Raw genomic sequence first — 25,093 nt, 5'->3', positions numbered from 1 at the left:
AACCTTACGGTCAGATGATTGTGAACTGGAAACAAGCTTTTGTTTAGAGCCTGAGTTTTGGTCAAGCCCTCGGTCTATTAGTACTCCTCTGCTTCACGCATTACTGCGCTTCCACATAGAGCCTATCAACGGGTGTTCTTCCCGTGACCTTACTGGCTAACGCCATGGGAATACTCATCTTGAGGTGGGCTTCCCACTTAGATGCTTTCAGCGGTTATCCACTCCGCACATGGCTACCCAGCGTTTACCGTTGGCACGATAACTGGTACACCAGAGGTGCGTTCCTCCCGGTCCTCTCGTACTAGGGAGAAATCCTCTCAATATTCCTGCGCATGCACCGGATATGGACCGAACTGTCTCACGACGTTCTGAACCCAGCTCGCGTACCGCTTTAATGGGCGAACAGCCCAACCCTTGGGACCGACTTCAGCCCCAGGTTGCGATGAGCCGACATCGAGGTGCCAAACCTCCCCGTCGATGTGAACTCTTGGGGGAGATCAGCCTGTTATCCCTAGAGTAACTTTTATCCGTTGAGCGACGGCCCTTCCACGCAGAACCGTCGGATCACTAAAGCCGAGTTTCCTCCCTGTTCGACTTGTAGGTCTCACAGTCAAGCTTGCTTCTGCTTTTACACTCGTCGGCTGATTTCCAACCAGCCTGAGCAAACCTTTGCGCGCCTCCGTTACCTTTTAGGAGGCGACCGCCCCAGTCAAACTGCCCACCAGATACTGTCCAGTCCCCGGATAACGGGTGACTGTTAGAACCCTAGCTCTGAAAGAGTGGTATCTCACCGTTGGCTCACAACAACCCACAAGCTGTTGATCAAAGCCTCCCACCTATCCTGCGCATTCAGAGCCCGGGCACAATACCAAGCTACAGTAAAGCTTCATAGGGTCTTTCTGTCCGGGTGCACGTAGTCCGCATCTTCACAGACAATTCTATTTCGCCGAGCCTCTCTCCGAGACAGCGCCCAGATCGTTACGCCTTTCGTGCGGGTCGGAACTTACCCGACAAGGAATTTCGCTACCTTAGGACCGTTATAGTTACGGCCGCCGTTCACCGGGGCTTCAGTCGCTAGCTTCGCTTACGCTGACCAGCTTCCTTAACCTTCCGGCACTGGGCAGGCGTCAGCCCCCATACATCGTCTTGCGACTTAGCGGAGACCTGTGTTTTTGGTAAACAGTCGCCTGGGCCTCTTCACTGCGACCACCTTGCGGTGGCACCCCTTCTCCCGAAGTTACGGGGTCATTTTGCCGAGTTCCTTAGAGAGAGTTACCTCGCGCCCCTCGGTATTCTCTACCACCCCACCTGTGTCGGTTTCGGGTACAGGCCATGATGCCTTAACGGGTATAGGGCTTTTCTTGGAAGCATGACGTCACCAACTTCGCTGCCGTAGCAGCTCGCACTCACGCCTCAGCTCAAACCGTTTTCGCCGGTTCTCAACGCCTCGAACGCTTGGACCAGTAACCAACATCTGGCTTGGCTAGCCTTCTCCGTCCCCCTTCCCAAAACATCACAGGTACAGGAATGTTGACCTGTTGTCCATCGACTACGCCTTTCGGCCTCGCCTTAGGTCCTGACTAACCCTCCGCGGACGAGCCTGCCGGAGGAACCCTTAGGGTTTCGGGGCATGGGATTCTCACCCATGTTTTCGCTACTCAAGCCGACATTCTCACTTCCATGTAGTCCACGCCCGCTTACGCTAACGCTTCACCCCGCATGGAACGCTCCCCTACCATCGGAATCAATTAAGACTCAAATCCGCAGCTTCGGTACAATGCTTAGCCCCGTTCATTTTCGGCGCAGGATCGCTCGACCAGTGAGCTATTACGCACTCCTTTGAGGATGGCTGCTTCTAGGCAAACCTCCTGGTTGTCTGGGCAATCCCACCTCCTTTATCACTCAGCATTGATTTGGGGACCTTAGCTGGCGGTCTGGGCTGTTTCCCTTTCGACCATGGAGCTTATCCCCCACAGTCTGACTGCCTAGTTACACACAGGGTATTCAGAGTTCGTATCGATTTGGTACCGCTCTCGCAGCCCGCACCGAAACGGTGGCTTTACCCCCCTGCTGGAGCACTAGACGCTACGCCTCAACGTATTTCGGGGAGAACCAGCTAGCTCCGGGTTCGATTGGCATTTCACCCCTAACCACAGCTCATCCGCTGATTTTTCAACATCAGTCGGTTCGGACCTCCACTTGGTATCACCCAAGCTTCATCCTGGCCATGGTTAGATCACCCGGGTTCGGGTCTATAAACACTGACGATCGCCCTATTCAGACTCGCTTTCGCTATGGCTCCACCATTCCCGGTTTAACCTGCCAGTGCCTATAAGTCGCCGGCTCATTCTTCAACAGGCACACGGTCACCCGATTAGTCGGGCTCCCATTGCTTGTAAGCTCACGGTTTCATGTTCTATTTCACTCCCCTCCCGGGGTTCTTTTCACCTTTCCCTCGCGGTACTGTTTCGCTATCGGTCACACAGGAGTACTTAGCCTTACGAGGTGGTCCTCGCAGATTCACACGGAATTTCACGTGCTCCGTGCTACTCGGGATACAGCTAGGCCAACTTTGTTTTCGAATACGGGGCTTTCACCCTCTGTGGCGCGCCATTCAAACGCTTCTTCTAACTCCGTTGGTCCACGTTGCTGTCCCACAACCCCGATGCTCGGAAGCATCGGTTTAGGCTCTTCCCCGTTCGCTCGCCGCTACTCAGGGAGTCGTTTTTACTTTCCTTTCCTCCAGCTACTAAGATGTTTCAGTTCGCTGGGTTGGCTCGTGCCGCCCTATGGATTCAGGCGGCCGTTCTAAGGGTTGCCCCATTCGGAAATTCCCGGATCAAAGCGTGTTTCCAGCTCCCCGAGACTTATCGCAGGTAACCACGTCCTTCATCGCCTCTGTGTGCCAAGGTATCCACCGTGAGCCCTTTGTAGCTTGACCAATTTCAACTCCCAGTCCTTCAGGCTGTTGAGGCCTATTCTCTCTAGATTCACCTACAATCAACACTCAAATCTCTTTGAGTATCTCCTGCGGTTTGAATGCCAGGATCAAACTCCCAAACCCTCGGCGGGCTCAGAAGAAAACTGGAAGCTCTCGGCTCTAAAAACTCAATAGAATTTTCTTGATACCAACTTTAAGCCTTATCCATTGCTGGATAAAACTCAAGCTAGAATCAAGCATCCATGAGATGCTTTATTTCCAGACTTTACCTATGCAGTTGTCAAGGTTCTGCTGACATTCAAACAGCCCTGTCTCCAGGGCAAGGTTGAATCCAGCGTCTTTTCAACCAAACTAATCAACCAGACATCTGATTAACTCGGAAAGAATGAAAAGAAGCTGAAATCTTCAGCGAACAACAGTCAAGATCACAATCACAGCTAAACTCCTTACTGCAATACTTGCAGTTACAGATTGAGGGATGAGCATCATCATTGGATGGAGGTTAGCGGACTCGAACCGCTGACATCCTGCTTGCAAAGCAGGCGCTCTACCAACTGAGCTAAACCCCCAAACACGAATGGGCCATCCTGGACTTGAACCAGGGACCTCACCCTTATCAGGGGTGCGCTCTAACCACCTGAGCTAATGGCCCAGGAGCTCTCGCCGCAACCTAGCTCGCCTTTCGGCTTGCCAGATCAAACACAAATAAAAAAATTAGTGTTCTCGGCTTTACCCGCTGTGGGGTGACCTAGACAAAGTTTAGGAACTGAAATTAAGATGTTCATCTCTAAACTGATTACTCAGCTCTTCTTGAACGCTCAAATTGAGGTACCGATCGACCTTAGAGATGACAGAATCATGGCCTGAGAATAAAATACTCAGACATCACAATTAGTTATTGTATCCCTGTTAGGAGGTGATCCAGCCGCACCTTCCGGTACGGCTACCTTGTTACGACTTCACCCCAGTCATCAGCCCCACCTTCGGCATCCTCCTCCACAAGGGTTGGAGTAACGACTTCGGGCGTGGCCAACTTCCATGGTGTGACGGGCGGTGTGTACAAGGCCCGGGAACGTATTCACCGCAGTATGCTGACCTGCGATTACTAGCGATTCCTCCTTCACGTAGGCGAGTTGCAGCCTACGATCTGAACTGAGCCACGGTTTATGGGATTTGCTAGCTCTCGCGAGTTTGCTGCCCTTTGTCCGTAGCATTGTAGTACGTGTGTAGCCCAGGATGTAAGGGGCATGATGACTTGACGTCATCCACACCTTCCTCCGGTTTATCACCGGCGGTCTCTCTAGAGTGCCCAACTAAATGCTGGCAACTAAAGACGTGGGTTGCGCTCGTTGCGGGACTTAACCCAACATCTCACGACACGAGCTGACGACAGCCATGCACCACCTGTCACTGCGCTCCCGAAGGCACTCCCAAGTTTCCAAGGGATTCGCAGGATGTCAAACCCTGGTAAGGTTCTTCGCGTTGCATCGAATTAAACCACATACTCCACCGCTTGTGCGGGCCCCCGTCAATTCCTTTGAGTTTCACACTTGCGTGCGTACTCCCCAGGCGGAACACTTAACGCGTTGGCTACGACACCGAGGGGGTCGATTCCCCCGACACCTAGTGTTCATCGTTTACGGCTAGGACTACAGGGGTATCTAATCCCTTTCGCTCCCCTAGCTTTCGTCCATGAGCGTCAGTTATGGCCCAGCAGAGCGCCTTCGCCACTGGTGTTCTTCCCGATATCTACGCATTTCACCGCTACACCGGGAATTCCCTCTGCCCCTACCACACTCTAGTCTTACAGTTTCCATCGCCGAAATGGAGTTGAGCTCCACGTTTTAACGACAGACTTGTAAAACCGCCTGCGGACGCTTTACGCCCAATAATTCCGGATAACGCTTGCCACTCCCGTATTACCGCGGCTGCTGGCACGGAATTAGCCGTGGCTTATTCATCAAGTACCGTCAGATCTTCTTCCTTGATAAAAGAGGTTTACAGCCCAGAGGCCTTCATCCCTCACGCGGCGTTGCTCCGTCAGGCTTGCGCCCATTGCGGAAAATTCCCCACTGCTGCCTCCCGTAGGAGTCTGGGCCGTGTCTCAGTCCCAGTGTGGCTGATCATCCTCTCAGACCAGCTACTGATCGATGCCTTGGTGAGCCTTTACCACACCAACTAGCTAATCAGACGCGAGCTCATCCTCAGGCGAAATTCATTTCACCTCTCGGCATATGGGGTATTAGCGGCCGTTTCCAGCCGTTATCCCCCTCCTGAGGGCAGATTCTCACGCGTTACTCACCCGTCCGCCACTAACCCGAAGGTTCGTTCGACTTGCATGTGTTAAGCACGCCGCCAGCGTTCATCCTGAGCCAGGATCAAACTCTCCGTTGTAGTTCACGTCCTATCGGCTTTCGCCTCAACCTGAATTGCTTCTCACCCGCTTTGACCCACTGGCGCAGGTCTCACAGTTGGAGCCCCTTCCTCTGACAGAAGGTTTCAAAGAGTGCATTCAGAAATTTCTTTCCTCTTGACTTTCCCGAATCCCAGATCCGGTCGCGCTCGCCTCTCCTATCGGCACACCAGCTCCTGTTCCCTCGTGAGAAGGCAACAAAAACCAACCAACAGGCGCGTCACGCTATGTTTTTTTTTGACGGGACCTCACACCTTCACTGCTATTTCCGTCACTAGCTAATCTCTCAGCTAAAAAATCAAAGCTCCAACACCCTCCCTCTCGGGCGGTGCAGGCTCCCTTGATCCGTGACGCAGTGAAAGCGTCAGTTCCTAAACTTTTTAGTTGTCCAGGTGCTTCCGCTTCCTCCCCCTCTCGGGAGTTCTCGGCGGAACGCCGCTTCTCAGCGACTCAGAAAACTTACAACACCGTCGGCTCTCGCCTCCTCCGTCGTAAGCCTGCTCGCTTCCGGGGCTTCCCCCCTTGCGCGCAGTCCAAAAACATATCACCACGCTTGCCCTTATGGCAAGAACCAGGTTGCCCTTATGGCAAGGATCCAGCCACAAGCGCATCGGCCCAGGGCATAAAGCGGGCCAAGGTTTCTGGCCGATCGGCCGCCAGCACTGGGAAATCGGCTGCTGACAGATCGGAGCCAGCATCGATCGACTCCGGTGATCGCACCAGCCAACGGATCGGGCATTCCAACTCGCTGAGCACCAACCACGCTGCTGCCAGATCCCAGATCTTGGGCGTGGCCTCGAGGGCTGAGATCGTTTGCCCCATAGCCACACTGACAAGATTGAGGCTTGCCACCCCAAGCAAACGGATTTTTCCTGGGAAGCGTTGATTGGGCAGCTTTTGCAGCACTCCTATCGAACGGCTACATAAGGAAGCGCAGCCTGCAGGGTGGCTCTGCCCGGAGGGAGCCAGCAGGGGGCGACCATTACGCCAGGCGCCCTGACCGCGAATGGCCACGATGCGCTGCCGCAGGGGTGGCACATCCAGCACGGCCAGAACGGGACGACCCGCCTCAAAACGCGCTATCGAAATGGCCCAGTAGGGAATCCCAGCAGCAAAATTAGTGGTGCCATCAAGGGGATCAACCACCCAATAAGCAGATGTCTTAGGCACTGCTTTGTTGCCTTCCTCGCTCAGCACCCCTTCACCGGGAAACAAGCGCGCCAATCCTTCAACCAGGGTCGCATCACTCCAGCGGTCACAGGCCGTGATCAGGCTGCCGTCTGATTTGAGATCGGAAGCCATATGGCCGAAATCGGCCCGCTGCCGTTCAGCCACAAGATCGATCAGCTCAACCAGGCCTGGATTGAGATCTGGGGGTGAAGGCACTGGGGGGGTTGGGTTCATCCGAGCTCTAGGGCCAGCACCTTGCTGAGGCTGCGGCCCGTATCCTCCCTGAATTGGCGCAGGTTGACGCTACGCAGCAACACCAGGGCACCAAAAGCAACCAGCACCTCAACGCTTAAAACCAGCGCATAGGGGAGATAAACAGACGGAGCAAGCTCAAAAGCCTGTTGGAGAAAACGGGCTAGATCAAGCAGTCCACCACCGAGCACTTTCCCTAAGGCCCTTGATAGGGCCTGGGCCATACCCCAAACCCCCACAAAGGTGCCCGCAGCCTCTGGCAAGGTGAGATCAAGCATCAGCACTAGGGCGCTGTTGGTCCCAATGCCCGCAGCCAAGCCAAACAGGAGCATGACGACCTGCAGCACCGGCACACGGGGCGCCAACCCAGCGAGAGCCAAAAAGACCAGGCTGACCAGGATCAGCTGGCAACCCAGGCGTGCAGTTGCCAATTTGCCAAACTTGGGCACGATCCATAGCCCAGCCAGGAGCAAGCCCGTCAAAGTTCCCATACCCCAGATGGCGTTCAGCGATGCCGTGGCTGCAATCGGCATGCCAAACACGTCTGCTGCGTAGCTCTCGAGAATGGGGTCCTGTAGAAACAACCCCAGGGTGAACAGCACCAGAAAGGAGAAAAAAACCAAGACCTGACGGCTTGAGCTGACAAGCACCCAGGACTGGGCCAGGGTGATTGAATCCTCCCTGCGCTGCCCGCCCGCAGCTATGTCAAGTTGCTTGTTGCTGGGTTCGATCCCAAGGGTGGCCACAACCGTGAGCACAAGCACCACTGCCGCCACCCGGCCCATGAAGCCAAGCAACACAGGCTCTAAAAGGGCCGGATCGGTGATGCCATCAAGACTGCGCAAGCTCAGATTGATGGAGATTGCCCCGATCACAATGCCAACAGTGAGTAGACACCAAATCAGGCCCACCGCCCGGGGGCGCTCAGCCTCGCTGGTGCAATCAATCACAAGGGCTAGATAGGGTGTGGCGGCGAGGGAAATCGCCAAGCCATAAAGAGCAAACAGGCCGCAAAGCGCCGCGATCCCCAATGCCAACTCGGGCTGGGAAGCGGCTTCAAGCAAGCGACCCACATGAAAGATCAGGGGAACAGAGAGCACCGCCAAGCCACAAAACAGGGAAGTGCCCAGCCATATATATGGAAGCCGGTGACGACCCGCCCAGGGATGGGCATCTGAAATTTGGCCGAACAACACCCTGGAGGGAGCAACAAACTGTTCAAATGCCAGGGCCCCACCAACCAGTAAACCCGGGAACCCAAGCTCGCTGAGCATGACCCTGTTAAGCAGGCCCGCGAAGACGACGGCTAGGCACCCCAAACACCCCTGGAACAAACCCAATCTGAAGGTGTTGGGCAGCCCAAGTGAAGGCTGTGTATCTACAGATGACGCCAGCATGGCGTCAGACTGCTCCCTGGGCAGCTGCCTGACAGGCAGGGATTAGGGGTGTGGGTTCGACGGGAACATCTGAAGCGCCGGCAGGCTTGACTGCCGGTAGGGACTGGGGCGTGCAACCAGCCACTTGATCTAGGCCAGTTCGGCGACGCAGCTCGGCAAGACGCTTGTTGTAGTCAGTGATTGAACCGGAATAGCGCACCTCTGCCTGAGTGAGATCTCGCTGGTTGTCCACCACCTCTCGCTGGGTTGTCACACCAGCCTGGAAGCGCAGACGAGCTAGCCGCAGGGATTCGCGCGCCGAAATCACCTCCCTAGAGGTAGTCACAATGTTGCGGTTATTTTTTTCAAGTTCATAGAAACTTGTTTCAACCTCCTGGCGAATGCCATCTCGGCGCTGGGCAAAGCGAAAGGTATTTTCTTGGGCAAGCTGCTTATTTTGCCGTGATTGGGCCGCAGCTGCTCCGCCATCAAAGAGGCGCCAGCTCAGGTTGAGGCCAATAGCAGTGTTGTATTCCGTTCCATCGCCTGCGGGGTCGTTTAGAACTTGAGGATCTTGGCCGTCAAAAACGCTGCCTGAAAACGCAGCAAATATGTTTAGGAAGGGCTGAACAGCACCCAATGCTGCATTAGCCTGGCTGTTAGCGATTGAGATATCCAGCAAAGCCTGATCCAGCTCTTCACGGAATGTATAAGCCGCAACAATGCTTTCCTGCAACGAGGGCTGCCAAATGCCAAAGACCCTTGCCGGATCCTTAGCGGTTGGGGTTACATTTTGGGGTAAATCCAAAAGAGCTGCCAAGGTGCGGCGAGCGATTGCTTGGGCAGCTAGAGAGTTGGTCAAGAGCTGCTGATCACGGGAAAGCTGGGTTTCAGCTTCAAGCACCTCTAGCTTTGTAGCCACACCAGCCTGAAATCTTGCCTTGGAGTCTCTCAAGCTAACTAAAGAAGCGCGTACGGACTCCTGACCAATACGGACTTGGTCGTCAGACTGCTGGAGATCAAAATACGAAGACGCTGCCTGCAATCGCAGATCCCGTAGAGCAATGACGTATTGGAACTTGGCCTTTTCAAATTGATCACGCGCCGCCGCTATAGTCGGCACCCGCTGAGGATTGATTAGTGACCACTGGGCCGTGATAGCAGCTCCTAAATTCCAACGATTAATGGCCTGAGTCTGCTTAACACCGTTAAACACCGTGTTGCTCTGCTCACCGGTGTTGTAAACGGGTAGTGAATTTGCCTCCAAGTTGAGGTTGGGATACCACTGGGAAATTTGGGCTCGAAGATTGCTCTGAGCCTGATCTACCTGGCTGGCAATCGCCTTGAGATTGGGGTTGTTGACTTCGGCAAGGTTTTCTACTTCAACTAAACCAAGGGGGCGCAACTCTGTTATTCGCACTTGCTCTGGCTTAACCGGCAGCGCCAAGGAGGCGGGTGCGGGCAGATTCTCAAGCCCAGGAGCCAGCTTGGTGGCTGCCGGAGTCACAAGGGTTGGGTTTAGGCGTGGCCGATAGCCCCGCAACTTTGTGGTCGAGTCGCGACGCAGCGCTTCAGGCGCCAGTGGCAACGGTGAAGACATGGGCAAAGTCAAATCCGCCTGGGAAGCAGCAGGGTCTGGCTTCTCCTGAGCTTTGGCCGCAAAGGACAGTAAAGGAGCCCCCAGCAGGCAAAGCAGAGCTAAGCGGGAAGTGAAATTGAGCACGCCAAAATCAGCCTAATCGCTTCGATCTTAAGGAGTTAATGGAAACTTGCCTAAACATGAGGCCACAAGGTCGTCTGCACCCTTCAGCAGCTGCACAGGCACCGGCAGCTGGGCCTCGACCTCAGCCAGGCTGAGGTCGTCGAGGAATACCGGTTCGCCCTGGCGCAACATCACCGCTGGCAGCAGCAAGGCCTCGCCCAAATCCAAGCCAGCCAAGCCGGTAAGCAGATCAGAACCGGTCAGCAGGCCCGTAACCACCTGCTCCTGTCCCCAGTAAGGGCTGGGCAAGCCATGCAAAATCAACTCAAGCCCCTCAACCGCATTGAGCCTGGCCACCACCGGCTCTAGGGCTTCGGCCACCAGCTGGCCCACCACCCAGCTCAGCCGCCGCGGCCTAGCCAGGGCCTTGGGCAGCTTCCGGGTAGCGAGCTCAAGAGCCTCAATAAAGGCGCGAATGCTGCCCACGCCGTTTTCCTGCTGGGGTAGATCCTCGTAATCAGCCCGGGGGGGGAGCGGCAGCCCCGCCATCAGATACCACTCATCGGACAACCAAACGAAACGACTACCCAGATCCCGCTGAAAGCCCTGCTGCAGGGGCTCCACCAAGGCGATTACCTGGCGGGCAGACTGGCGATCGACGGGTACGAGAGCATCGCCGTCGGGACGAAAACGGGTAAGCCCCACGGGCACTACAGCCACGGAGAGCACCGCGGGCCAATCGCCACCGCCAAATTGGGCCAAATCCTGCAAGGTGCGCAGTAGGGCCGCGCCATCGTTGATACCCGGGCACACCACCACCTGGGCGTGGATCTGCAAATCCCGCTGGGCGAACCAGCCCAGCTGATCCAGCAGCAGAGCGGCCCGAGGATTGACTAGCAAACGGCTGCGCAGCTCAGGCTCGGTGGCATGGACGGAGACGAACAAGGGCGAAAGCCGCTGTTCCTCGATCCGCTGCCAATCAGCAGCGGTGAGATTGGTGAGTGTTAGGTAGGAGCCGTAAAGAAAACTGAGCCGGTAATCGTCATCTTTGAGGTAGAGACTGCTGCGGCGACCCGGTGGCTGCTGGTCGATGAAGCAGAACGGACAGGCGTTGTTGCACTGCTTGAGGCCATCGAACAGAGCTTCGGTGAATCCCAGGCCCAGACCCTCGTCGAGATCCTTCTCCAACTCAATCGTATGCAGTGATCCATCGGGATCTTCAACTTCCAAGGTGAGCTCTTCCTCTCCCACCAACATCTGAACATCGATCAGATCTCGCGGGCGCTTGCCATTGATGCTGAGCAGGCGGTCGCCCGGCTGAAAGCCCAACTCCTCAGCGATCGAACCAGGCTCCACCGAGGCGACCACGGCAGGGGCCGGTAAGCGCACCGCCCCCGGAGAGCTGCTATCGAGGGCAGCCAGGGCAATCCCCGCAGAGGGCTCATTCCACACGGCGTTAGGAGCTGATAGGGATTCAGACTCCCATCCTGGCGCCAAGCCAAATCAATATGCCAACCCCGAAGACCAGGCGATAGACGACAAATACCCAGGTGCTGTTCGTTTGCAGAAAGCGCAGCAACCAGGCAATCGCCAACCAGGACACCACCGCAGCGGCAACGATTCCGACAAGCAAGGGCACGGCGCCGCCACCAGTTGGCGCACTGAATGCCTCCTTGAGCGACACCAGCCCCGCCAGGGTGATTGCAGGAATGCCCAACAAAAAGGAGAAGCGGGCGGCGGCCGGGCGCTGCCAGCTGTCAAACAAAGCGGCAGTGAGGGTGCTCCCCGAGCGGGAAACGCCTGGCACCAAAGCCAGGGCCTGAGCCAGGCCGACCCAGACACCATCACGGGGCTGCACATCAACCAGCTCGCGGCGACGGCTACCCACCAGCTCGGCCAATGCCAACAGCAAAGCCATCACGATCGACACGACCGCAATCGAGGCCATGCTGCGCAGCGGCGAGTTGTCGTAATCGGGCACCCAAAGCTTCAAAGCCGAACCAGCAAACACAATCGGCAGAGTGCCGAGGGCAATGGCGACCCCCATGCGAGCAGAGGGTTCGCCCCACTGACCGTGGCGGCAGGCCCGGCCCACGCCTCGCAACACTTCAGCCAGGTCTGAGCGGAAATAGGCCAGCACCGCCGCGATGCTGCCCAGCTGAATCACCGCCGTGACCGCCACCCCCGGGTCGCCCCAGCCGAGCAACACCGGCACCACCTTGAGGTGGGCGGTGCTGCTGATCGGTAAAAACTCCGTTAGCCCCTGCAAAACCCCCAGCACAAGGGAGCGAAAGCAGGCTTCCCAGAAACCGATCACCGCAACAGGCAGGTTCGGCAAAAACATCGCGGGCAACACGAGCTGAAGCGACCCTATGGCGCGCCTACCCGCTTGAACCCTTAAGGTTGCGCATCTTTCTTCACAATTTTTGGTGGTCGGGGCTCCTCCCAGCGCAATAGCCCCGGCAGGCCTTCCGCCCGTACCTTCGCTGCGTGCGTTGCTGCAACTGTGCCGCAACCCTGGCCTGAGCCTGATCAGCGGATTTTTGGTCACCCTGCCAGTTTTCCTGCAGGCTCCCTGGGTGCGGCTAGCACCTTTCAGTGCGGTTCTATTCACGGTGCCCCTGCTTGGCCTGGCACTAGCCCTGAGTCGGCACCCCAATCCTCGAGCCAGTCGTGCCGGAGAATTGCTGGTTGGTTTCTGCGGCAGCTGGCTGGCTGGCAGCCTGTTTTGGGGCTGGTGCCGGCTCCATCCGGTGTGGCACCTACCCATCGAGGCCTTTGCTCTGCCCCTGGCTCTGGCAGGACTGCAGAGCCGCTGGAAAGTTGCCTGCGGTTTCTATTTAGGGTCCCTGCTTGGTACGGCAGCCACTGATGCAGCCATAGCCGGTACCGGGCTGATGCCCTCCTGGCCCTTGGTCCTCAATGCGGGCAGCACCCAAGCACCCCTGCTCCTGCAAGCTGCCGCCCAGCAAGTGCTCGCCCCCCAAAGCCTGGTGTTGGTTGTGCTCTGCGCTGCTGTGCTGGTTCAAGGCTGCCGCTGGCTCTGGGGTTTGGGCGAGGTGGGACGCATTACCAGCGCAGCCTTGGCCACAACCTTGGCGGTAGATGCCCTTTTCCTGCTGGCCGCCCTTGGGGCACCGACCCTCAGCGGCCTGATCTGAAGAACTGCAAATCCTGGAGGGTTACAGGTAGAGATTCCGGCATGGCTCTGTAACGTTGGATTCCTGGTGACCGATGTCGCGTCGCCTCCCTTCCCGTAGTTCAACGGAGTGACGTGATGAAACGGCTGGTTGCCTGGCTGATTAGTGGGGTTGTGCTGGCCGGCCTCTTGATCACGTTGCTGATTCCACCCCCGGCTTACGCAGCCGATCGTCGCAACCAGGCCGACGACAAAATCGCCGAGCGCGCCGGCAAGGTGGACCTCAACAACTGTTCGGTGCGCCGCTTCCAGGATTATCCCGGCATGTATCCAACCCTGGCCGGCAAAATCGTCCTTGGGGGGCCCTACGCCAGCGTTGACGATGTGCTGAACCTCGATCTGACCGATCGCCAAAAGGAACTGTTCAACAAGTACAAGGACAACTTCACCGTCACTGATGCGGTCATCGCCCTAAACGAAGGCGACGACCGCATCAACGATGGCCAGTACCGCTGAAGTCTAAAATTCACTTCTCTTGAAAGCCGTCGGGGCCTTCCGGCGGCTTTTTTAGTGCCGACCTTTGTCGGATGTCTTCAGCCGCCATGGCAGAGCAGTCCTGGGATGTGGTGGTGGTTGGCAGCGGTGCAGCCGGGCTCATGGCCTGCCTGGAGTTGCCCAGCCATCTGCGGGTGCTGTTGCTGAGCAAGGACAGTGATCCCAGCAGCACGCCACGATCCGCCAGCCGTTGGGCCCAGGGAGGTATCGCCGCAGTAACAAGACCTAACGACAGCTTTCAGAGCCACATCGACGACACCCTGGTGGCGGGGGCCGGGCTCTGTGACCATGCGGCGGTTGAGCGGCTCGTGCATGACGCTCCAGCCTGCGTGGCGCGCCTGCTGGAGCTGGGCATGGCCTTCGACCGCGACGGCGAAAATCTGAGCACAACCCTGGAGGCCGCCCACAGCCACCGGAGGGTGCTGCATGCCCAAGACCGCACCGGCGGTGCCCTGGTGGAAGCCCTGGAACGGGAGGTGCTGCTCCGGCCCCGGCTCGAACAGCGCAAGGGGGTTGTGGCCTGGCAACTCTGGTTGGAGCAGGGCCGCTGTGTGGGCCTGGCCGTGCTCGAGGCAAACCGCCTCCACTGGCTTGCCAGCCGGGCGGTGGTGCTGGCCACCGGTGGTGGAGGCCACCTTTTCGCCCACACCACCAACCCCAGCCTGGCGAGCGGCGACGGGGTAGTGATGGCCTGGCAAGCCGGCGCACAACTGCGCGATCTGGAGTTTGTGCAATTTCATCCCACGGCCCTCATGCTGCCGGGTGCGCCCCACTTCCTGATCTCGGAGGCGGTGCGCGGCGAAGGGGCGCGCCTGGTGGAAGGGTCGGGAGCCAGCCCGGTGGCCCAGCTGCCGGGAGCAGATCTCGCCCCAAGGGATGAGGTGAGTCGCGCCCTGGCCAGAAGGATGCAGGCCCTAGGCGTAGACCATCTGTGGCTGGATTTGCGGCCTGTGGGACTGCCGCGTCTGGAGCGCCAGTTCCCCACGATCCTGGGGCGTTGCCGCGAACTCGGGCTAGAACCCACCCGGGAACCGATACCAGTGGCACCGGCAGCCCACTACTGGATGGGCGGCATTTGGACCGATCTCCAAGCCGCCACCAGCGTGCCTGGCCTCTATGCCGTAGGCGAAGTGGCCTGCACGGGCGTGCACGGGGCCAACCGGCTAGCCAGCAACTCGCTGATGGAGTGCCTGGTGTTTGCCCGCCAGCTGGGCACAATCGAGCTGGCGCCGGCCAGGCCAACCGCGGCCAACCAAGGAGAGCCGCCGACCACCACCCAGCTGCCCTTGCCCTCAAAACAGAGCCTGGAGGCCCAGATCAGCGCCCTGCGGGATCTCTGCTGGCAGGTGGCTGGGGTAGAGCGCAATGGCCACTGCCTGGGGCCTGCCCTGCAGCAACTGCGGGGCCAGCGCCGGCAACTCGAAACCAGCCAAGCCTGGCGGCAACTACAAAACTTGGAGCCGGGCCAGAGCGTCCAATTCGACCCGGCGGCGGTGCCCGCCCTGCGGCGGCTGCAGGAACTGCAGCAACGGCTGGTGCTGACCGAGCTGCTAATCGAAGCTGCTCTGTTTCGCACCGAGAGCCGGGGGGGACACCACCGCACCGATTCGCCCCACGCCCAGCCCTTTTGGCAGCGCCACACCGATCAACAGATGCACCAGCCCCCAAGCACCGCCCCTATTCAGGGCACTGGGCCGGCGTAACCAGAAAGCCGAGCGAGCTCAGCTAGGGACTTCACGCCGGAATCGAGCTTGCCGTTGATCTCCCAGGAGGGGAAGCCCTCAATTGCCTTGGTGTCGCACAGTGGCTTCTGGCTGTTTTGGCCATCGGCAGCGCACTCAACCAGGCCCAACTTGGCGCTCGCTTCTTTGCCGAACAGCTCCTTCTGCTCATGGCAATGGGGGCACCAGTAGGCCGTGTACATCACCGCGCCGGTGCGGCTGAGATGCTCTGCTAGGCCAACCGCTTCTGGCCTACTGGTGGCCACAACTACGGGAGGAACCCCAGCCCCCCGCACCGCGGCGGGGCGATCCACAGAAGCCGCCCAACCCAGGCCCACCATGCCTACCAACAAGGCCACGATCACGGCCCGGAACACCAGCTGGCCGCGGTCTTCCCACTCCCCACCCACGAGACTGATCACTAGCAGGCTCAGGCTGAGAGTCGCTGAGAGTACGCAGAAGAAACAGAAGGCCTGAATCTTCAGAACCATCAAGCCCATCAACAACAGGCTGAAAACGGCCATGCCCGTATTCAGCAGCAATAGGGCCCACCAACTGCGCTGAGCAAGGGCCGCTCTCGAGTCGCCGCGCAGCACCAGCGGCAGCACAGCAAGCAGCAACACCGCCCCGTAGGCCAGCCAGCCAAACAAAGACAGGGGCTGGCCAAACAAGCTGCCCCAGGCGCTGTTCAGCACCTTGTCGCAGCCCTCGGCTCCGCCAGGGCAACTCAGCGGACCCAGCAGACCCCAGCGCTTCAGGGTGATGGCGCCTGTATCGATGGCGCCGATGGTGGCCAATACAGCCATGGCCACCCGAGCCCAGCGGCGGGCCGGATCACTACGGCGCCGGCTGGAGCTAAGGCGCTGGCTGAGGCGGGTTGAGGTCACGGGTCGTTGCCCAGGCTGGCCTGATTGTGGCAGGCGCAAACCAGGGTTTCAGGGTGCCGTCAGCGTGCAACGTAGGGTGATTCCCTGCCCTGGCAAAACTGTGACCCAGGAAACCCAAGCTCCTGCAGCCAAGCCCACCGTTGCTTTTGCCCACCTGGGCTGCGAAAAAAATCGCGTGGACACCGAGCACATGCTGGGTCTGCTAGCCGAGGCTGGCTACGGAGTCAGTGCCGATGAAAGCGACGCCACTCTGGTGGTTGTGAACACCTGCAGCTTCATCCAGGAAGCACGCGAGGAGTCGGTGCGCACCCTGGTAGAGCTAGCCGAACAGGGCAAGGAGCTGATCATCGCGGGCTGCCTAGCCCAGCACTTCCAGGAGGAGCTGCTCGAAAGCCTCCCCGAAGCCAAGGCGATCGTGGGCACCGGCGACTACCAACACATCGTCAGCGTGCTGGAGCGGGTGGAGGCAGGCGAGCGGGTCAATCAGGTGAGCGCCAACCCCACCTTCGTGGGCGACGAGCACCTGCCCCGCTACCGCACCACCAGCGAAGCCTTGGCCTACCTGAAGGTGGCCGAAGGCTGTGACTACCGCTGTGCTTTCTGCATCATTCCCCACCTGCGCGGCAATCAGCGCTCCCGCCCGATCGAGAGCATCGTGGCTGAAGCAAAGCAGCTTGCGGCTCAAGGGGTGAAGGAGTTGGTGTTGATCAGCCAGATCACCACAAATTACGGCCTCGATCTGGCCGGCAAGCCCCAGCTGGCGGAGCTGCTGCGGGCCCTGGGGGAGGTGGAAATCCCCTGGATCCGCGTTCACTACGCCTATCCCACCGGCCTCACCGAGGCAGTGCTTACGGCCTACCGCGAGGTGCCCAACGTGCTGCCCTATCTGGATCTGCCTCTGCAACACAGCCACCCCGAGGTGCTGCGGGCCATGAACCGCCCCTGGCAAGCGGACGTAACCGGCGGCGTGCTGCGGCGGATCCGCGAACAGCTGCCCGAGTCGGTGCTGCGCACCACCTTCATCGTGGGCTTTCCTGGCGAAACCGAAGAGCACTTCCAGCACCTGCTCGATTTCGTGAGCGAGCAGCAGTTCGACCACGTGGGCGTGTTCACCTTTTCACCGGAGGAGGGCACCCCCGCCGCCGACCTGCCGGATCAGGTGCCCGCCGAGGTGGCAGCAGAGCGCAAGGACCGTCTGATGGCCCTACAGCAGCCGATCGCCGCCGCCCGCAACGCCGCCTGGGTGGGCCGCATCGTGGATGTGCTGATCGAGCAGGAGAACCCCAGCAGCGGCGAGATGCTCGGCCGCTGCGCCCGCTTCGCCCCCGAGGTGGATGGCGAAGTGCGGGTTCATCCAGGTGAGGGCGGACTTTGCGCAGCACCAGGCACCATGGTGCAGGTGCGCATCTCCGCTGCCGACACCTACGACCTGATCGGCGAGGTCGTGGGCGCCAAGGCAATGGTTGCTGAGGCCCTTGACAGCCGCCGCCTAGGCGCTTGAGCTGGCGGCCGCATCAACGCACCACCTTTCTGGTTGCCTCAGGACTGAGCACAGCTGGATCCTTCGCAGGTCTCACGGCTAAGGGCTGGATCCTGATGGATGGCAGCGGCAATCCAATGGTGCTTGCCCTCCATTTCGCGGTGCTGGCCCTGCCTTCCCTGCTGGTAAGTGGGCCAGCAGGGGTTGCGACCGACAAGCTGGGCTGCGAAGCCGTGCTGATCCGCTCCCAATGGGGACTTTTCGCAGCCGGCATCCTGGGAGCCGTTGCCATACCACTGAGCAGTGGTGACCTGCAGGTAGTCCTGCTGCTACTGAGCACCCTGCTGGTAGGCATCGCCAGTGCCTACGAACTCACGGCCCGCAACAAATATTGCGCCCTACTGGTGGAGGGTCCCCAGCAACTGGCTCCATACCTCACCAGCTTTTCGGTGGTTTTCAACGTGGGCAAGCTGGTAGGGCCTCCCATAGGGGGCTGGCTGCTGGCCTGGACCGGCGCGGGCACGGCCCTGGCGATCGATGCCGCCACTTACTTGATCCCTATCGCCTCAGTGCTGTGGCTGCTCCACCCCAATAGGGGGCTGGAGCAGCGCAGCGTGGCTGGAGCCAGCAGTGGGCTCAGAGCCGCCTGGCGCGGCAGTGGTCCGGTGCTGAGGCACGTGCTGATCTACACGGCTCTAGCTTGCTTACTGGGCTTCTTCCACCCAGGCCTAGCCCCCTTGATGGCCCGGGATTTACTGGGCCCATCCCCCCAGGCCCTCGGCCTATTCACCAGCGTGTTGGCAGCAGGCAGCATCAGCGGCGGCCTAGTGCTGCAGCGTCACAGTCGCTGGTTGAGCCAGCGCCCTGGCCTGCTGCTAGGAAGCTGCACCCTGATCACCGCAACAGCCCAACTAGCTATGGCCGCTTTCAGCAGCCCAGAAACGGTGGGAATAGGCCTGGCGGCCACCTTCGCCCTCGGTGCTGGCACCGCCAGCCTGCTGGCAGGGGTCAATTTGATCAGCCAGGTGGGTTCTTCGATGGCCATCCGGGGTCGCATGGCCGGGTTGGGCCAGATCGCCTTCTTGGGTGGGGGCGGTCTCAGCGGCCTGTTGGCAGCTGCCATGAGCCTGACGCTCGGGTTACAGGGAACCTTTGCCGTGCTGGGGGCGGCTGGCTTCGTCTTAGGCCTGCAGGAGCTGATCAGCCGCAGGGGCCTGAGACTCAAGCTCAGATCAGTTTGATGCCGCGCAGCACGATCGATGCTGCAATAGCAACGGCCAGCCCACCACCAAACAAACCCAGGTAAATCGCGGCAGCCATGGCAGGCCATCATTGAAGGTGAGGCCATTACAGCAGAAAGCCCGCATGCTTCCTCATTTCCGTAGACCTCCTAAGCTTAAGTCACCTACACCGCATAGCAGCGCAGAAAAGCGCCCTGGTTCTCCCCGGTCATCAACCCAGTTCGGCTGTTTGCATGCGCACTCTCTTCGTTTACCCAGAGTTCCCGAAAACCTTCTGGAGCTACGAAAAAATCCTTGAGTTGATCGATCGCAAGGTGCTTTTGCCGCCCTTGGGACTGGTCACAGTGGCCGCCCTGCTGCCCCAGTCATGGGAAATGAAGCTGGTTGACCGCAACGTGCGCGAGGTCAGCGAAGCCGAGTGGGACTGGGCCGAGCTGGTGGTGATCTCCGGAATGATCGTGCAGAAGGCCGATATGGCCACTCAGATCGGCAAAGCCAAGCAGCGCGGTATTCCCGTCGCCGTGGGAGGTCCTTTTGCCAGTTCCACCCCAGATGCGCCCGAGCTCGAACTGGCGGATTACAAAATCCTCGACGAGGGTGAAATCACCCTGCCATTGTTCATCGAAGCCATTGAGCGAGGTGACAGCCAGGGCCGGTTCAGCTCTGATGGCGTCAAACCAGATGTAACTGGAACGCCGATTCCACGCTTTGACCTGCTTGAGCTGGACGCCTACTCCGAGATGTCGGTGCAGTTCTCCCGAGGCTGCCCCTTCCAATGTGAGTTCTGCGACATCATCGTGCTGTATGGGCGCAAACCTCGCACCAAGAACCCTGAGCAGCTAGTAGCTGAGCTGCAGTGCCTCTACGACTTGGGCTGGCGTCGCTCGGTGTTCCTGGTGGATGACAACTTCATCGGCAACAAGCGCAATGTCAAATTGCTGTTGCCACTTTTGCGCCAATGGCAGATTGACCACGGCTTCCCATTCAGCTTCGCCACCGAAGCCTCAGTGGATTTAGCGGCGGACGATGACCTGATGCAAATGATGGTGGAGTGCCGCTTTGAAAGCGTCTTCCTCGGCATCGAGACCCCCGACGAATCGAGCCTGGAAACTGCCGGTAAATTACAAAATACTCGCAGCTCCCTAGTGGATTCTGTCGACAAAATCACCTCCTACGGGTTGCGGGTGATGGCTGGTTTCATTATCGGATTCGACGGGGAGAAAGAAGGCGCGGGCGGCAGGATCGTCGAGTTTGTGACCCGCACTGGCATTCCCCACGCCATGATGGGCATGCTTCAGGCCCTTCCAAATACAGCTCTTTGGCATCGCCTCGAAAAAGAGGGTCGCTTGATCGAAGGCAAGGCAGCTGCAAAAGGGGTCAACCAAACCAACCTGCTTAATTTCGAGCCCACCCGGCCGATTCGCGACATCGCCAATGAGTATGTCGACGCCTTCGGCGCCCTTTATGAGCCAAACGCATTCATTGATCGCGTTTATTCCTACTTCCTGAAACTACCCCCCCAACAATGGAAGAAGTTGGTTGTTCCCGGCAGCCGTCAGCCCAAGCCGACCAGCTGGGTTGATCTGCGCGCTTTAGGAATCATTCTTTGGCGCCAAGGCCTCAAGCGCAACACCAGGGTGCGTTTCTGGAAATCGCTCTATGGCATGTATCGCCACAACCCGAAGCGCTTCACTGGCTTCATATCGATCCTGGCCCACAACGAACACTTCCTCGAATACCGCGCAATCGTGCGGCGCGAGATAGAAGAGCAGCTGGCCACCTTGCCACCCGATCCTCCAAAGACCACAGTCGAGCCAAGCCGCGAACTACAGCCGGTTTAAAGGTGTTAGTTGAATCCAGTCGACAAGCTCGGCTGGATTAATTAATCAATATTTGCCTAATCTTGTACATATTCAATTCCTTGCTCAAGGCACGCTTGAGCTCTTTGGAGCTCCCTGCCTAGATAGAGGGCGTGGTCTAAGCAGGTGAGCGGGTGAGGAGCTGGACCTTCGGTTAGGTCAATACCCAGTTGCTTGGCACTGCAGCCCCGGAAAACTGCCAAGGGCTCGCGAACATCGCCGCCGCGGCAGCTCAATACCTCTCCGGTATCGGGATCGGTGGCTAAGCCCCGCTCATCGATGCCATTGCCGTAGTGCTCAACAACCAGCTCCGCCGCCTCGCGATCGATGCGAATTAGGAAGTAGCCGGCGGGGTCTAAGGAGATGAACCGCTGGGAGAGCTGGTCATCGAGCTGTTGGCGGCTGGGAGGCACTTCAGGCATGCGGTGGATCGTAGGCAGCCGTAAAAGGCAGCTCCGCATTCATAGCCGCCATCAGCTCGGCCATCTCCTCATTAGCCCCAGGCAACCAGCGCTGCAGGATCGAGGCAAAACGTGGATCGCTCCAGCGGTGCAGGCTGACGCGGGGCTGGGCCACGAAACCACGCCGGCGCTTATGGCTACCACCAGCGCCGGGATCAAAGGCGCGGATGCCGCGCTCGATTGCCCAGGCAATCGGAGCGTAGTAACAGACCTCAAAATGAAGGCAGTCAATCTGCTCATCACTGCCCCAGTAGCGCCCCCAGAGCTGGTCGCCTGCATGGACGCACAGGGACATGGCCACCGGCTCGCCGGGGTTACCGCGATGGGCACTGAAGAGCACTATGTGGCGCCGCAGCTCCGGATCGGCAGCCAGGGCAGCAAAAAAGGATTCACTCAGATATTTGCTGCCCCAAGCCCCCCAACGACTGCAGTGCTGGGCATAAAAGTCATACATGCGCCCAACTAGCGCCGGCGGGATTGCCTCGCCCAACAGGGGCGTAACCGTGAGGCCAGCGGCTGCCGCCGCCTGCCGCTCCCGCTTGATGTTGCGGCGCTGGTTGGCATTGAAGCTGGCCAGGTAAGCGTTGAAATCCTCATGGCCGGGATTGATCCACTGACTCTGCTGATTAACCCAGGCAGCACAGCCAGCTGCCTCAGCCAGCGGCTGCCAGCCTGGATCTACATAAAGAAAATTGCAGCTGAGGATGGCGTGCTGGCGGCAGAACGCATCTATCAGCTCAAACATAAAAGCGGTTAACTCCGCCTCGTCCTCGGCGGGGTCGATCAGAAAGCGGTAGCCCTGCACCGGGCTCACCGGGCTCATGCCCACCAACTTTGGGTAGTAGCGCAGGCCTAACTGGCCAGCGAGCTGGGCAAAACTCTGGTCGAAAACGAATTCGCCGTAGCTGTGGCCCTTCAAATAGAGGGGAGCCACCGCCAGCAACACCTGGCCGCGCCACAGGCCCAGATGACAGCCCTGCCAGCCCTCCCGCGGGGCAATGCTGCCGCTGGCCTCTAGCTGCTGCAGCCAGCGCCAGCGATAAAAAGGCAACTCTTGGGGGTGCGCCGCGGCCAGCAGGGCATCCCAATGGGCTTCGGGAATCTCGGCCAGGCTTTGGTGCCAGCGGGCCTGCAACTCAGCCATGGCTGCAATGGGGGCTCGCAAGGGGCAAAACTAACTACAGCTGCGCCGCCTTGGTGCCTCAATCGTTCCGTGCCCTGGCAACTCCGGTGCACCTGTTCGCACCTGTACTGTTCGCGCCCGTATTGCTGACGAGCCTGCTGCTGCCGGTGTTGCAGCTGGTACGACCCCAACTGGAGCAACGGCTGAAAACCGTTTGCGTGGAAACCGCAGCCGCCGGCAATGGCAGCCTGGCCGCCAAATTAGAAGCTCCCTGCGCCCAGCTGGCCCGGCCCACCAGCCAGTGCTTGGTGGAGGAAACTGCCTCGAGTGGTCGGGGCCTGGCGGTGCTGGGCGATCTGATCCGCGGCGACTTCGGCGTCGACAGCGAAGTAGTGCTGAAACGCTGCCTAGCCGGCATGCTGGGCCTGCCCGCCGACACCCTCCAGCAGGTTTCTCTGAGGGAGCTGGCTCAGGGCTTCGCCAAGACGCGGCGGTAGCGCAGCAGTAACTCCTCACCCTCCAGACGCCGGTGCTCCTGCAGGCCCCACTCCCCAGCCTGAACTGCGGCCTCCAGGGGCAACCAGGCATGGGGTCCACCCAGCAGCCGGGGGCAAAGGGTCAGCTGCAGCTCATCGATCCAGCCTTCGGCCAGCAGGTTGGCGGCAAGGGATGCACCGCCCAGCACCACCAGCCTCTCCAGCCCCTGATCCGCTAGGGCAGCCAGGGCCCCACCCCAGCTCTCTAGATCCAGGCGAAGATCAAAAGCCGGGGCTAGCGGCGATTGCTTGGGTGTAAGCAGCCAGCGTTGCAGCGGTTGCCGCCAAAAATGCAAATCTGGAGAAAAATCGTTGCTACGACTCACTACTACAGCCACCGGCTGCTCAGCGCGGCCGCTGGCTGCACGCTGGGCCAGCAGGTGAGGCGCCCGAATTAGGCAGGTACTGCCATGGCAGCGCAGGGTTGCGGCACCGATCAGGCAGCCATCAGCCCAGGCCAGGGCCTCCTCCAACACCTGACGATCCCCAACTCCACCCAACTGGGCAGCACCACCTTGCGGGGGCGCCAAGCGGCCATCCAGGCTGACGGCCAGCACCAGCCGCAGCACGGGGCTCAGCCAGCCACCAGGGCTTCGAGCGCCGCAGGCACCATTTCCAGCTGGGGAGTTTCAGCAAACACCTCGGCGGCGTTGTTGGGGCTTTCCTGGAGGCGCACCTTGTGCAGGCGGGCGCCGGTGGCAGCAATTGGGGCGCTGAGCAGGTCGGCGATGTGAAGGGCGATGTTCTCAGCGGTGGGCACCGTGCTGGCGAAGTGCTCCACGTCCTTATTGAGGAAAGTGTGGTCGAAGGGCTCCACCACCAGGTCGTCGACGAGCTGCTGCAGTGCCGCCAGATCACAGACCATGCCGGTGCGGGCATCGATCGGGCCGCGGACGGTTACGTCGAGCAGGTAGTTGTGGCCGTGGCCATGGGGCCGGGCGCACTTGCCGTAGATGGTTTCGTTTTCGCCTTGGGAGAGCTCGGGCCGGGCCAGGCGATGGGCGGCTGCGAAGTGGGTGCGGATCGAAAGAAAGGCTTCCATGGGGGTTGGGGCGGAGCCGGGGGCGAGCAGGTCGACCCAGAGCGTGTCGGTTTCGTGCAGACGCAGCCCCACCAGGGGCAGCTGGGGGGCCAGGCGGGTCCAGATGGCCTGGCAAAGAGCTTCGGTAGTGGGCAGCTTGCCCTCAGGACGATCCAGATCGAACTCAGGCCAAGCCTCGTTGAGGAAGCGAAAATCGAGCTGGGCCGTCACCTCAGCCCGGATCGCGTGCTTCACCTCAGAGAGATTGAGCACCATGCCGTCCGCATCGAGCGGACCAGCCATGGCCACCACCAAGGTGTAGTTGTGGCCGTGGCCGGGGGCCAGGCTGCAGAGTCCGAAGCGGGCCTGATTCTCTTCAGCGCTGAGCTCCGGCAACCAGTAGCGATGACTGGCGCTGAAGGTGGCCCGCCTGGTAATTACGCAGGGGCGGCCCCGCCCGTGGCTGGAGCTGGCCGAGTTCGGCGAGAAACCTGACGCTGTTGCAGTAGCAGTCATCGCCCGGGTCGGTGGCACACCATCCTAGAAACGGGCAAGGGCCAAGGCGTCGAACCAGGAAAACCCAGCCATGAATAAACCCCCATCGCCGAGCTTGACCCAGCGCTTGCAAGGGCTAAACATTTATTTGATCGGCATGATGGGCGCCGGTAAAAGCGCCGTCGGCCGCCCCTTGGCCGAAGCGCTGGGCTACCGCTTCCTTGATGCCGACGATGCTCTGGAGCAGGTTGCTGGCCGCACCATCCCCGAAATCTTCGCCACTGACGGCGAAGCCGGCTTCCGAGAACTGGAAACGGCGGTGCTTGGCCAGATCGCCGGCTGGCATTCCCTGGTGGTGGCCACCGGAGGTGGAGTGGTGACCAGGCCCGAGAACTGGGGCCACATGCGCCAGGGGGTGGTGGTGTGGCTGGATGCGCCAGCCCCATTACTGCTGCAACGCCTGCGCGCCGATTCGACCACCCGGCCCCTGCTGCAGGCCCGTGATCCAGGCGCCCGCCTAGGCGAGCTGCTGGCCCAACGGAACCCGCTTTATGCCCAAGCCGACCTGCGAGTGCAGCAGGCTGGAGCTAGCCCCGCCCAAGTGGCCCAGCAGGTGCTGGCCGATCTGCCAGCCATTCTCAAAGACCCAGCTGCAGCGCCTGAGGCCCCGGTGGAGCTGCGCCAGGCCGATGGCCAGATCACGCCATCCCTCAACTGAGTT

19 protein-coding genes, 2 tRNA genes and 2 rRNA genes are annotated in these 25,093 nt (G+C 59.7%); 8 read left to right on the top strand and 15 right to left on the bottom strand.

Annotated features, from left to right (window positions below):
* Positions 1-57: 57 nt before the first annotated feature.
* The 9 genes from U9970_RS00420 to U9970_RS00380 all read right to left on the bottom strand — a co-directional run bounded on the left by U9970_RS00420 (position 58) and on the right by U9970_RS00380 (position 12,198).
* Positions 58-2,941: ribosomal RNA gene (locus tag U9970_RS00420) — 23S ribosomal RNA — on the bottom strand.
* A gap of 496 nt (positions 2,942-3,437) precedes the next feature.
* Positions 3,438-3,510 (bottom strand) — tRNA-Ala (locus tag U9970_RS00415).
* Between the two features lie 9 nt (positions 3,511-3,519).
* Positions 3,520-3,593 (bottom strand) — tRNA-Ile (locus U9970_RS00410).
* 257 nt (positions 3,594-3,850) lie between these two features.
* Positions 3,851-5,335 (bottom strand): 16S ribosomal RNA (locus U9970_RS00405).
* Together the 16S and 23S rRNA genes with 2 tRNA genes alongside form the textbook arrangement of a ribosomal RNA operon.
* A 601-nt stretch (positions 5,336-5,936) precedes the next feature.
* The gene (locus U9970_RS00400; RefSeq protein WP_322764819.1) at positions 5,937-6,758 is read right to left on the bottom strand and encodes an inositol monophosphatase family protein; all 822 of its coding nucleotides are present in this window, start codon (positions 6,756-6,758) and stop codon (positions 5,937-5,939) included.
* Positions 6,755-8,050 (bottom strand): BCD family MFS transporter, encoded by a 1,296-nt coding sequence (locus U9970_RS00395; RefSeq protein WP_322764818.1) that lies wholly within the window; start codon positions 8,048-8,050, stop codon positions 6,755-6,757. The genes U9970_RS00400 and U9970_RS00395 overlap by 4 nt, the downstream gene beginning before the upstream one ends.
* 127 nt (positions 8,051-8,177) lie before the next feature.
* Complete coding sequence (locus tag U9970_RS00390) at positions 8,178-9,752, bottom strand: TolC family protein (protein WP_407653055.1); 1,575 nt, start codon at positions 9,750-9,752, stop codon at positions 8,178-8,180.
* A 150-nt stretch (positions 9,753-9,902) separates the two neighbouring features.
* Positions 9,903-11,306 (bottom strand): TIGR03279 family radical SAM protein, encoded by a 1,404-nt coding sequence (locus U9970_RS00385; RefSeq protein WP_322764816.1) that lies wholly within the window; start codon positions 11,304-11,306, stop codon positions 9,903-9,905.
* A gap of 22 nt (positions 11,307-11,328) precedes the next feature.
* Positions 11,329-12,198: an undecaprenyl-diphosphate phosphatase gene (locus tag U9970_RS00380; protein ID WP_322764815.1), complete on the bottom strand. Its 870-nt coding sequence runs from the start codon at positions 12,196-12,198 to the stop codon at positions 11,329-11,331.
* A gap of 151 nt (positions 12,199-12,349) precedes the next feature.
* Here U9970_RS00380 and U9970_RS00375 point away from each other — a divergent pair, with 151 nt between their 5' ends.
* From U9970_RS00375 to nadB, 3 genes are all read left to right on the top strand, one after another.
* Positions 12,350-13,015: a DUF3120 domain-containing protein gene (locus U9970_RS00375; protein WP_322764814.1), complete on the top strand. Its 666-nt coding sequence runs from the start codon at positions 12,350-12,352 to the stop codon at positions 13,013-13,015.
* A 116-nt stretch (positions 13,016-13,131) separates the two neighbouring features.
* Entirely contained in the window at positions 13,132-13,509 is a 378-nt protein-coding gene (gene psbU, locus U9970_RS00370; protein ID WP_254937849.1) for a photosystem II complex extrinsic protein PsbU, read from the top strand.
* Positions 13,510-13,595: 86 nt separating this feature from the next.
* Positions 13,596-15,251 (top strand): L-aspartate oxidase, encoded by a 1,656-nt coding sequence (gene nadB, locus U9970_RS00365; protein WP_322764813.1) that lies wholly within the window; start codon positions 13,596-13,598, stop codon positions 15,249-15,251.
* Here the strand turns inward: nadB and U9970_RS00360 are convergent.
* Entirely contained in the window at positions 15,230-16,156 is a 927-nt protein-coding gene (locus U9970_RS00360) for a vitamin K epoxide reductase family protein (protein ID WP_322764812.1), read from the bottom strand. The two genes, nadB and U9970_RS00360, sit on opposite strands and share 22 nt — an antisense overlap.
* 76 nt (positions 16,157-16,232) lie before the next feature.
* On the opposite strand from U9970_RS00360, the gene rimO reads away from it, so the two are divergent.
* Both rimO and U9970_RS00350 read left to right on the top strand, forming a co-directional pair.
* Positions 16,233-17,657, top strand: coding sequence for a 30S ribosomal protein S12 methylthiotransferase RimO (gene rimO / locus U9970_RS00355; protein WP_407653054.1), 1,425 nt, complete (start codon positions 16,233-16,235; stop codon positions 17,655-17,657).
* A complete protein-coding gene (locus U9970_RS00350; protein WP_322764811.1) occupies positions 17,654-18,877 on the top strand; it encodes an MFS transporter in 1,224 nt (407 codons plus the stop codon). Before rimO ends, U9970_RS00350 begins: the two co-directional genes overlap by 4 nt.
* On the opposite strand, the gene U9970_RS00345 is transcribed toward U9970_RS00350, so the two are convergent.
* Complete coding sequence (locus U9970_RS00345; RefSeq protein ID WP_106633090.1) at positions 18,864-18,956, bottom strand: cytochrome b6-f complex subunit 6; 93 nt, start codon at positions 18,954-18,956, stop codon at positions 18,864-18,866. The two genes, U9970_RS00350 and U9970_RS00345, sit on opposite strands and share 14 nt — an antisense overlap.
* Before the next feature lie 154 nt (positions 18,957-19,110).
* Between U9970_RS00345 and U9970_RS00340 the strand changes: the two genes are divergently transcribed.
* The gene (locus U9970_RS00340; protein WP_322764810.1) at positions 19,111-20,718 is read left to right on the top strand and encodes a B12-binding domain-containing radical SAM protein; all 1,608 of its coding nucleotides are present in this window, start codon (positions 19,111-19,113) and stop codon (positions 20,716-20,718) included.
* Positions 20,719-20,774: 56 nt separating this feature from the next.
* Here the strand turns inward: U9970_RS00340 and U9970_RS00335 are convergent, their stop codons facing one another.
* Both U9970_RS00335 and U9970_RS00330 read right to left on the bottom strand, forming a co-directional pair.
* Positions 20,775-21,158, bottom strand: coding sequence for a DUF4346 domain-containing protein (locus tag U9970_RS00335; RefSeq protein ID WP_322764809.1), 384 nt, complete (start codon positions 21,156-21,158; stop codon positions 20,775-20,777).
* Positions 21,151-22,341, bottom strand: a complete 1,191-nt coding sequence (locus U9970_RS00330) for a GNAT family N-acetyltransferase (protein WP_322764808.1) — start codon at positions 22,339-22,341, stop codon at positions 21,151-21,153. The genes U9970_RS00335 and U9970_RS00330 overlap by 8 nt, the downstream gene beginning before the upstream one ends.
* Before the next feature lie 53 nt (positions 22,342-22,394).
* Here U9970_RS00330 and U9970_RS00325 point away from each other — a divergent pair, with 53 nt between their 5' ends.
* Positions 22,395-22,817 (top strand): hypothetical protein, encoded by a 423-nt coding sequence (locus tag U9970_RS00325; protein ID WP_322764807.1) that lies wholly within the window; start codon positions 22,395-22,397, stop codon positions 22,815-22,817.
* Here U9970_RS00325 and U9970_RS00320 read toward each other — a convergent pair.
* Both U9970_RS00320 and U9970_RS00315 read right to left on the bottom strand, forming a co-directional pair.
* Entirely contained in the window at positions 22,790-23,434 is a 645-nt protein-coding gene (locus U9970_RS00320) for a RibD family protein (protein ID WP_407653123.1), read from the bottom strand. The two genes, U9970_RS00325 and U9970_RS00320, sit on opposite strands and share 28 nt — an antisense overlap.
* Positions 23,431-24,393, bottom strand: coding sequence for a 6-pyruvoyl trahydropterin synthase family protein (locus tag U9970_RS00315; protein WP_322764805.1), 963 nt, complete (start codon positions 24,391-24,393; stop codon positions 23,431-23,433). The genes U9970_RS00320 and U9970_RS00315 overlap by 4 nt, the downstream gene beginning before the upstream one ends.
* A gap of 70 nt (positions 24,394-24,463) precedes the next feature.
* Between U9970_RS00315 and U9970_RS00310 the strand changes: the two genes are divergently transcribed.
* A complete protein-coding gene (locus tag U9970_RS00310; protein WP_322764804.1) occupies positions 24,464-25,090 on the top strand; it encodes a shikimate kinase in 627 nt (208 codons plus the stop codon).
* Positions 25,091-25,093 lie beyond the last annotated feature (3 nt).

Source organism: Cyanobium usitatum str. Tous (assembly GCF_963920485.1).
Taxonomy (GTDB): domain Bacteria; phylum Cyanobacteriota; class Cyanobacteriia; order PCC-6307; family Cyanobiaceae; genus Cyanobium_A; species Cyanobium_A usitatum_A.
Note: the sequence above shows the minus strand (reverse complement) of the source record. Positions and strands in the feature narration are given on the sequence as shown.

Excerpts from the sequence above, each read along its gene's own strand:
- U9970_RS00400 (WP_322764819.1), bottom strand. The coding sequence starts at position 6,758 with ATGAACCCAACCCCCCCAGTGCCTTCACCCCCAGATCTCAATCCAGGC.
- U9970_RS00395 (WP_322764818.1), bottom strand. The coding sequence starts at position 8,050 with ATGCTCAGCGAGCTTGGGTTCCCGGGTTTACTGGTTGGTGGGGCCCTG.
- U9970_RS00390 (WP_407653055.1), bottom strand. The coding sequence starts at position 9,752 with ATGTCTTCACCGTTGCCACTGGCGCCTGAAGCGCTGCGTCGCGACTCG.
- U9970_RS00380 (WP_322764815.1), bottom strand. The coding sequence starts at position 12,198 with ATGTTTTTGCCGAACCTGCCTGTTGCGGTGATCGGTTTCTGGGAAGCC.
- psbU (WP_254937849.1), top strand. The coding sequence starts at position 13,132 with ATGAAACGGCTGGTTGCCTGGCTGATTAGTGGGGTTGTGCTGGCCGGC.
- nadB (WP_322764813.1), top strand. The coding sequence starts at position 13,596 with ATGGCAGAGCAGTCCTGGGATGTGGTGGTGGTTGGCAGCGGTGCAGCC.
- U9970_RS00345 (WP_106633090.1), bottom strand. The coding sequence starts at position 18,956 with ATGGCTGCCGCGATTTACCTGGGTTTGTTTGGTGGTGGGCTGGCCGTT.
- U9970_RS00340 (WP_322764810.1), top strand. The coding sequence starts at position 19,111 with ATGCGCACTCTCTTCGTTTACCCAGAGTTCCCGAAAACCTTCTGGAGC.
- U9970_RS00335 (WP_322764809.1), bottom strand. The coding sequence starts at position 21,158 with ATGCCTGAAGTGCCTCCCAGCCGCCAACAGCTCGATGACCAGCTCTCC.
- U9970_RS00330 (WP_322764808.1), bottom strand. The coding sequence starts at position 22,341 with ATGGCTGAGTTGCAGGCCCGCTGGCACCAAAGCCTGGCCGAGATTCCC.
- U9970_RS00315 (WP_322764805.1), bottom strand. The coding sequence starts at position 24,393 with ATGACTGCTACTGCAACAGCGTCAGGTTTCTCGCCGAACTCGGCCAGC.
- U9970_RS00310 (WP_322764804.1), top strand. The coding sequence starts at position 24,464 with ATGAATAAACCCCCATCGCCGAGCTTGACCCAGCGCTTGCAAGGGCTA.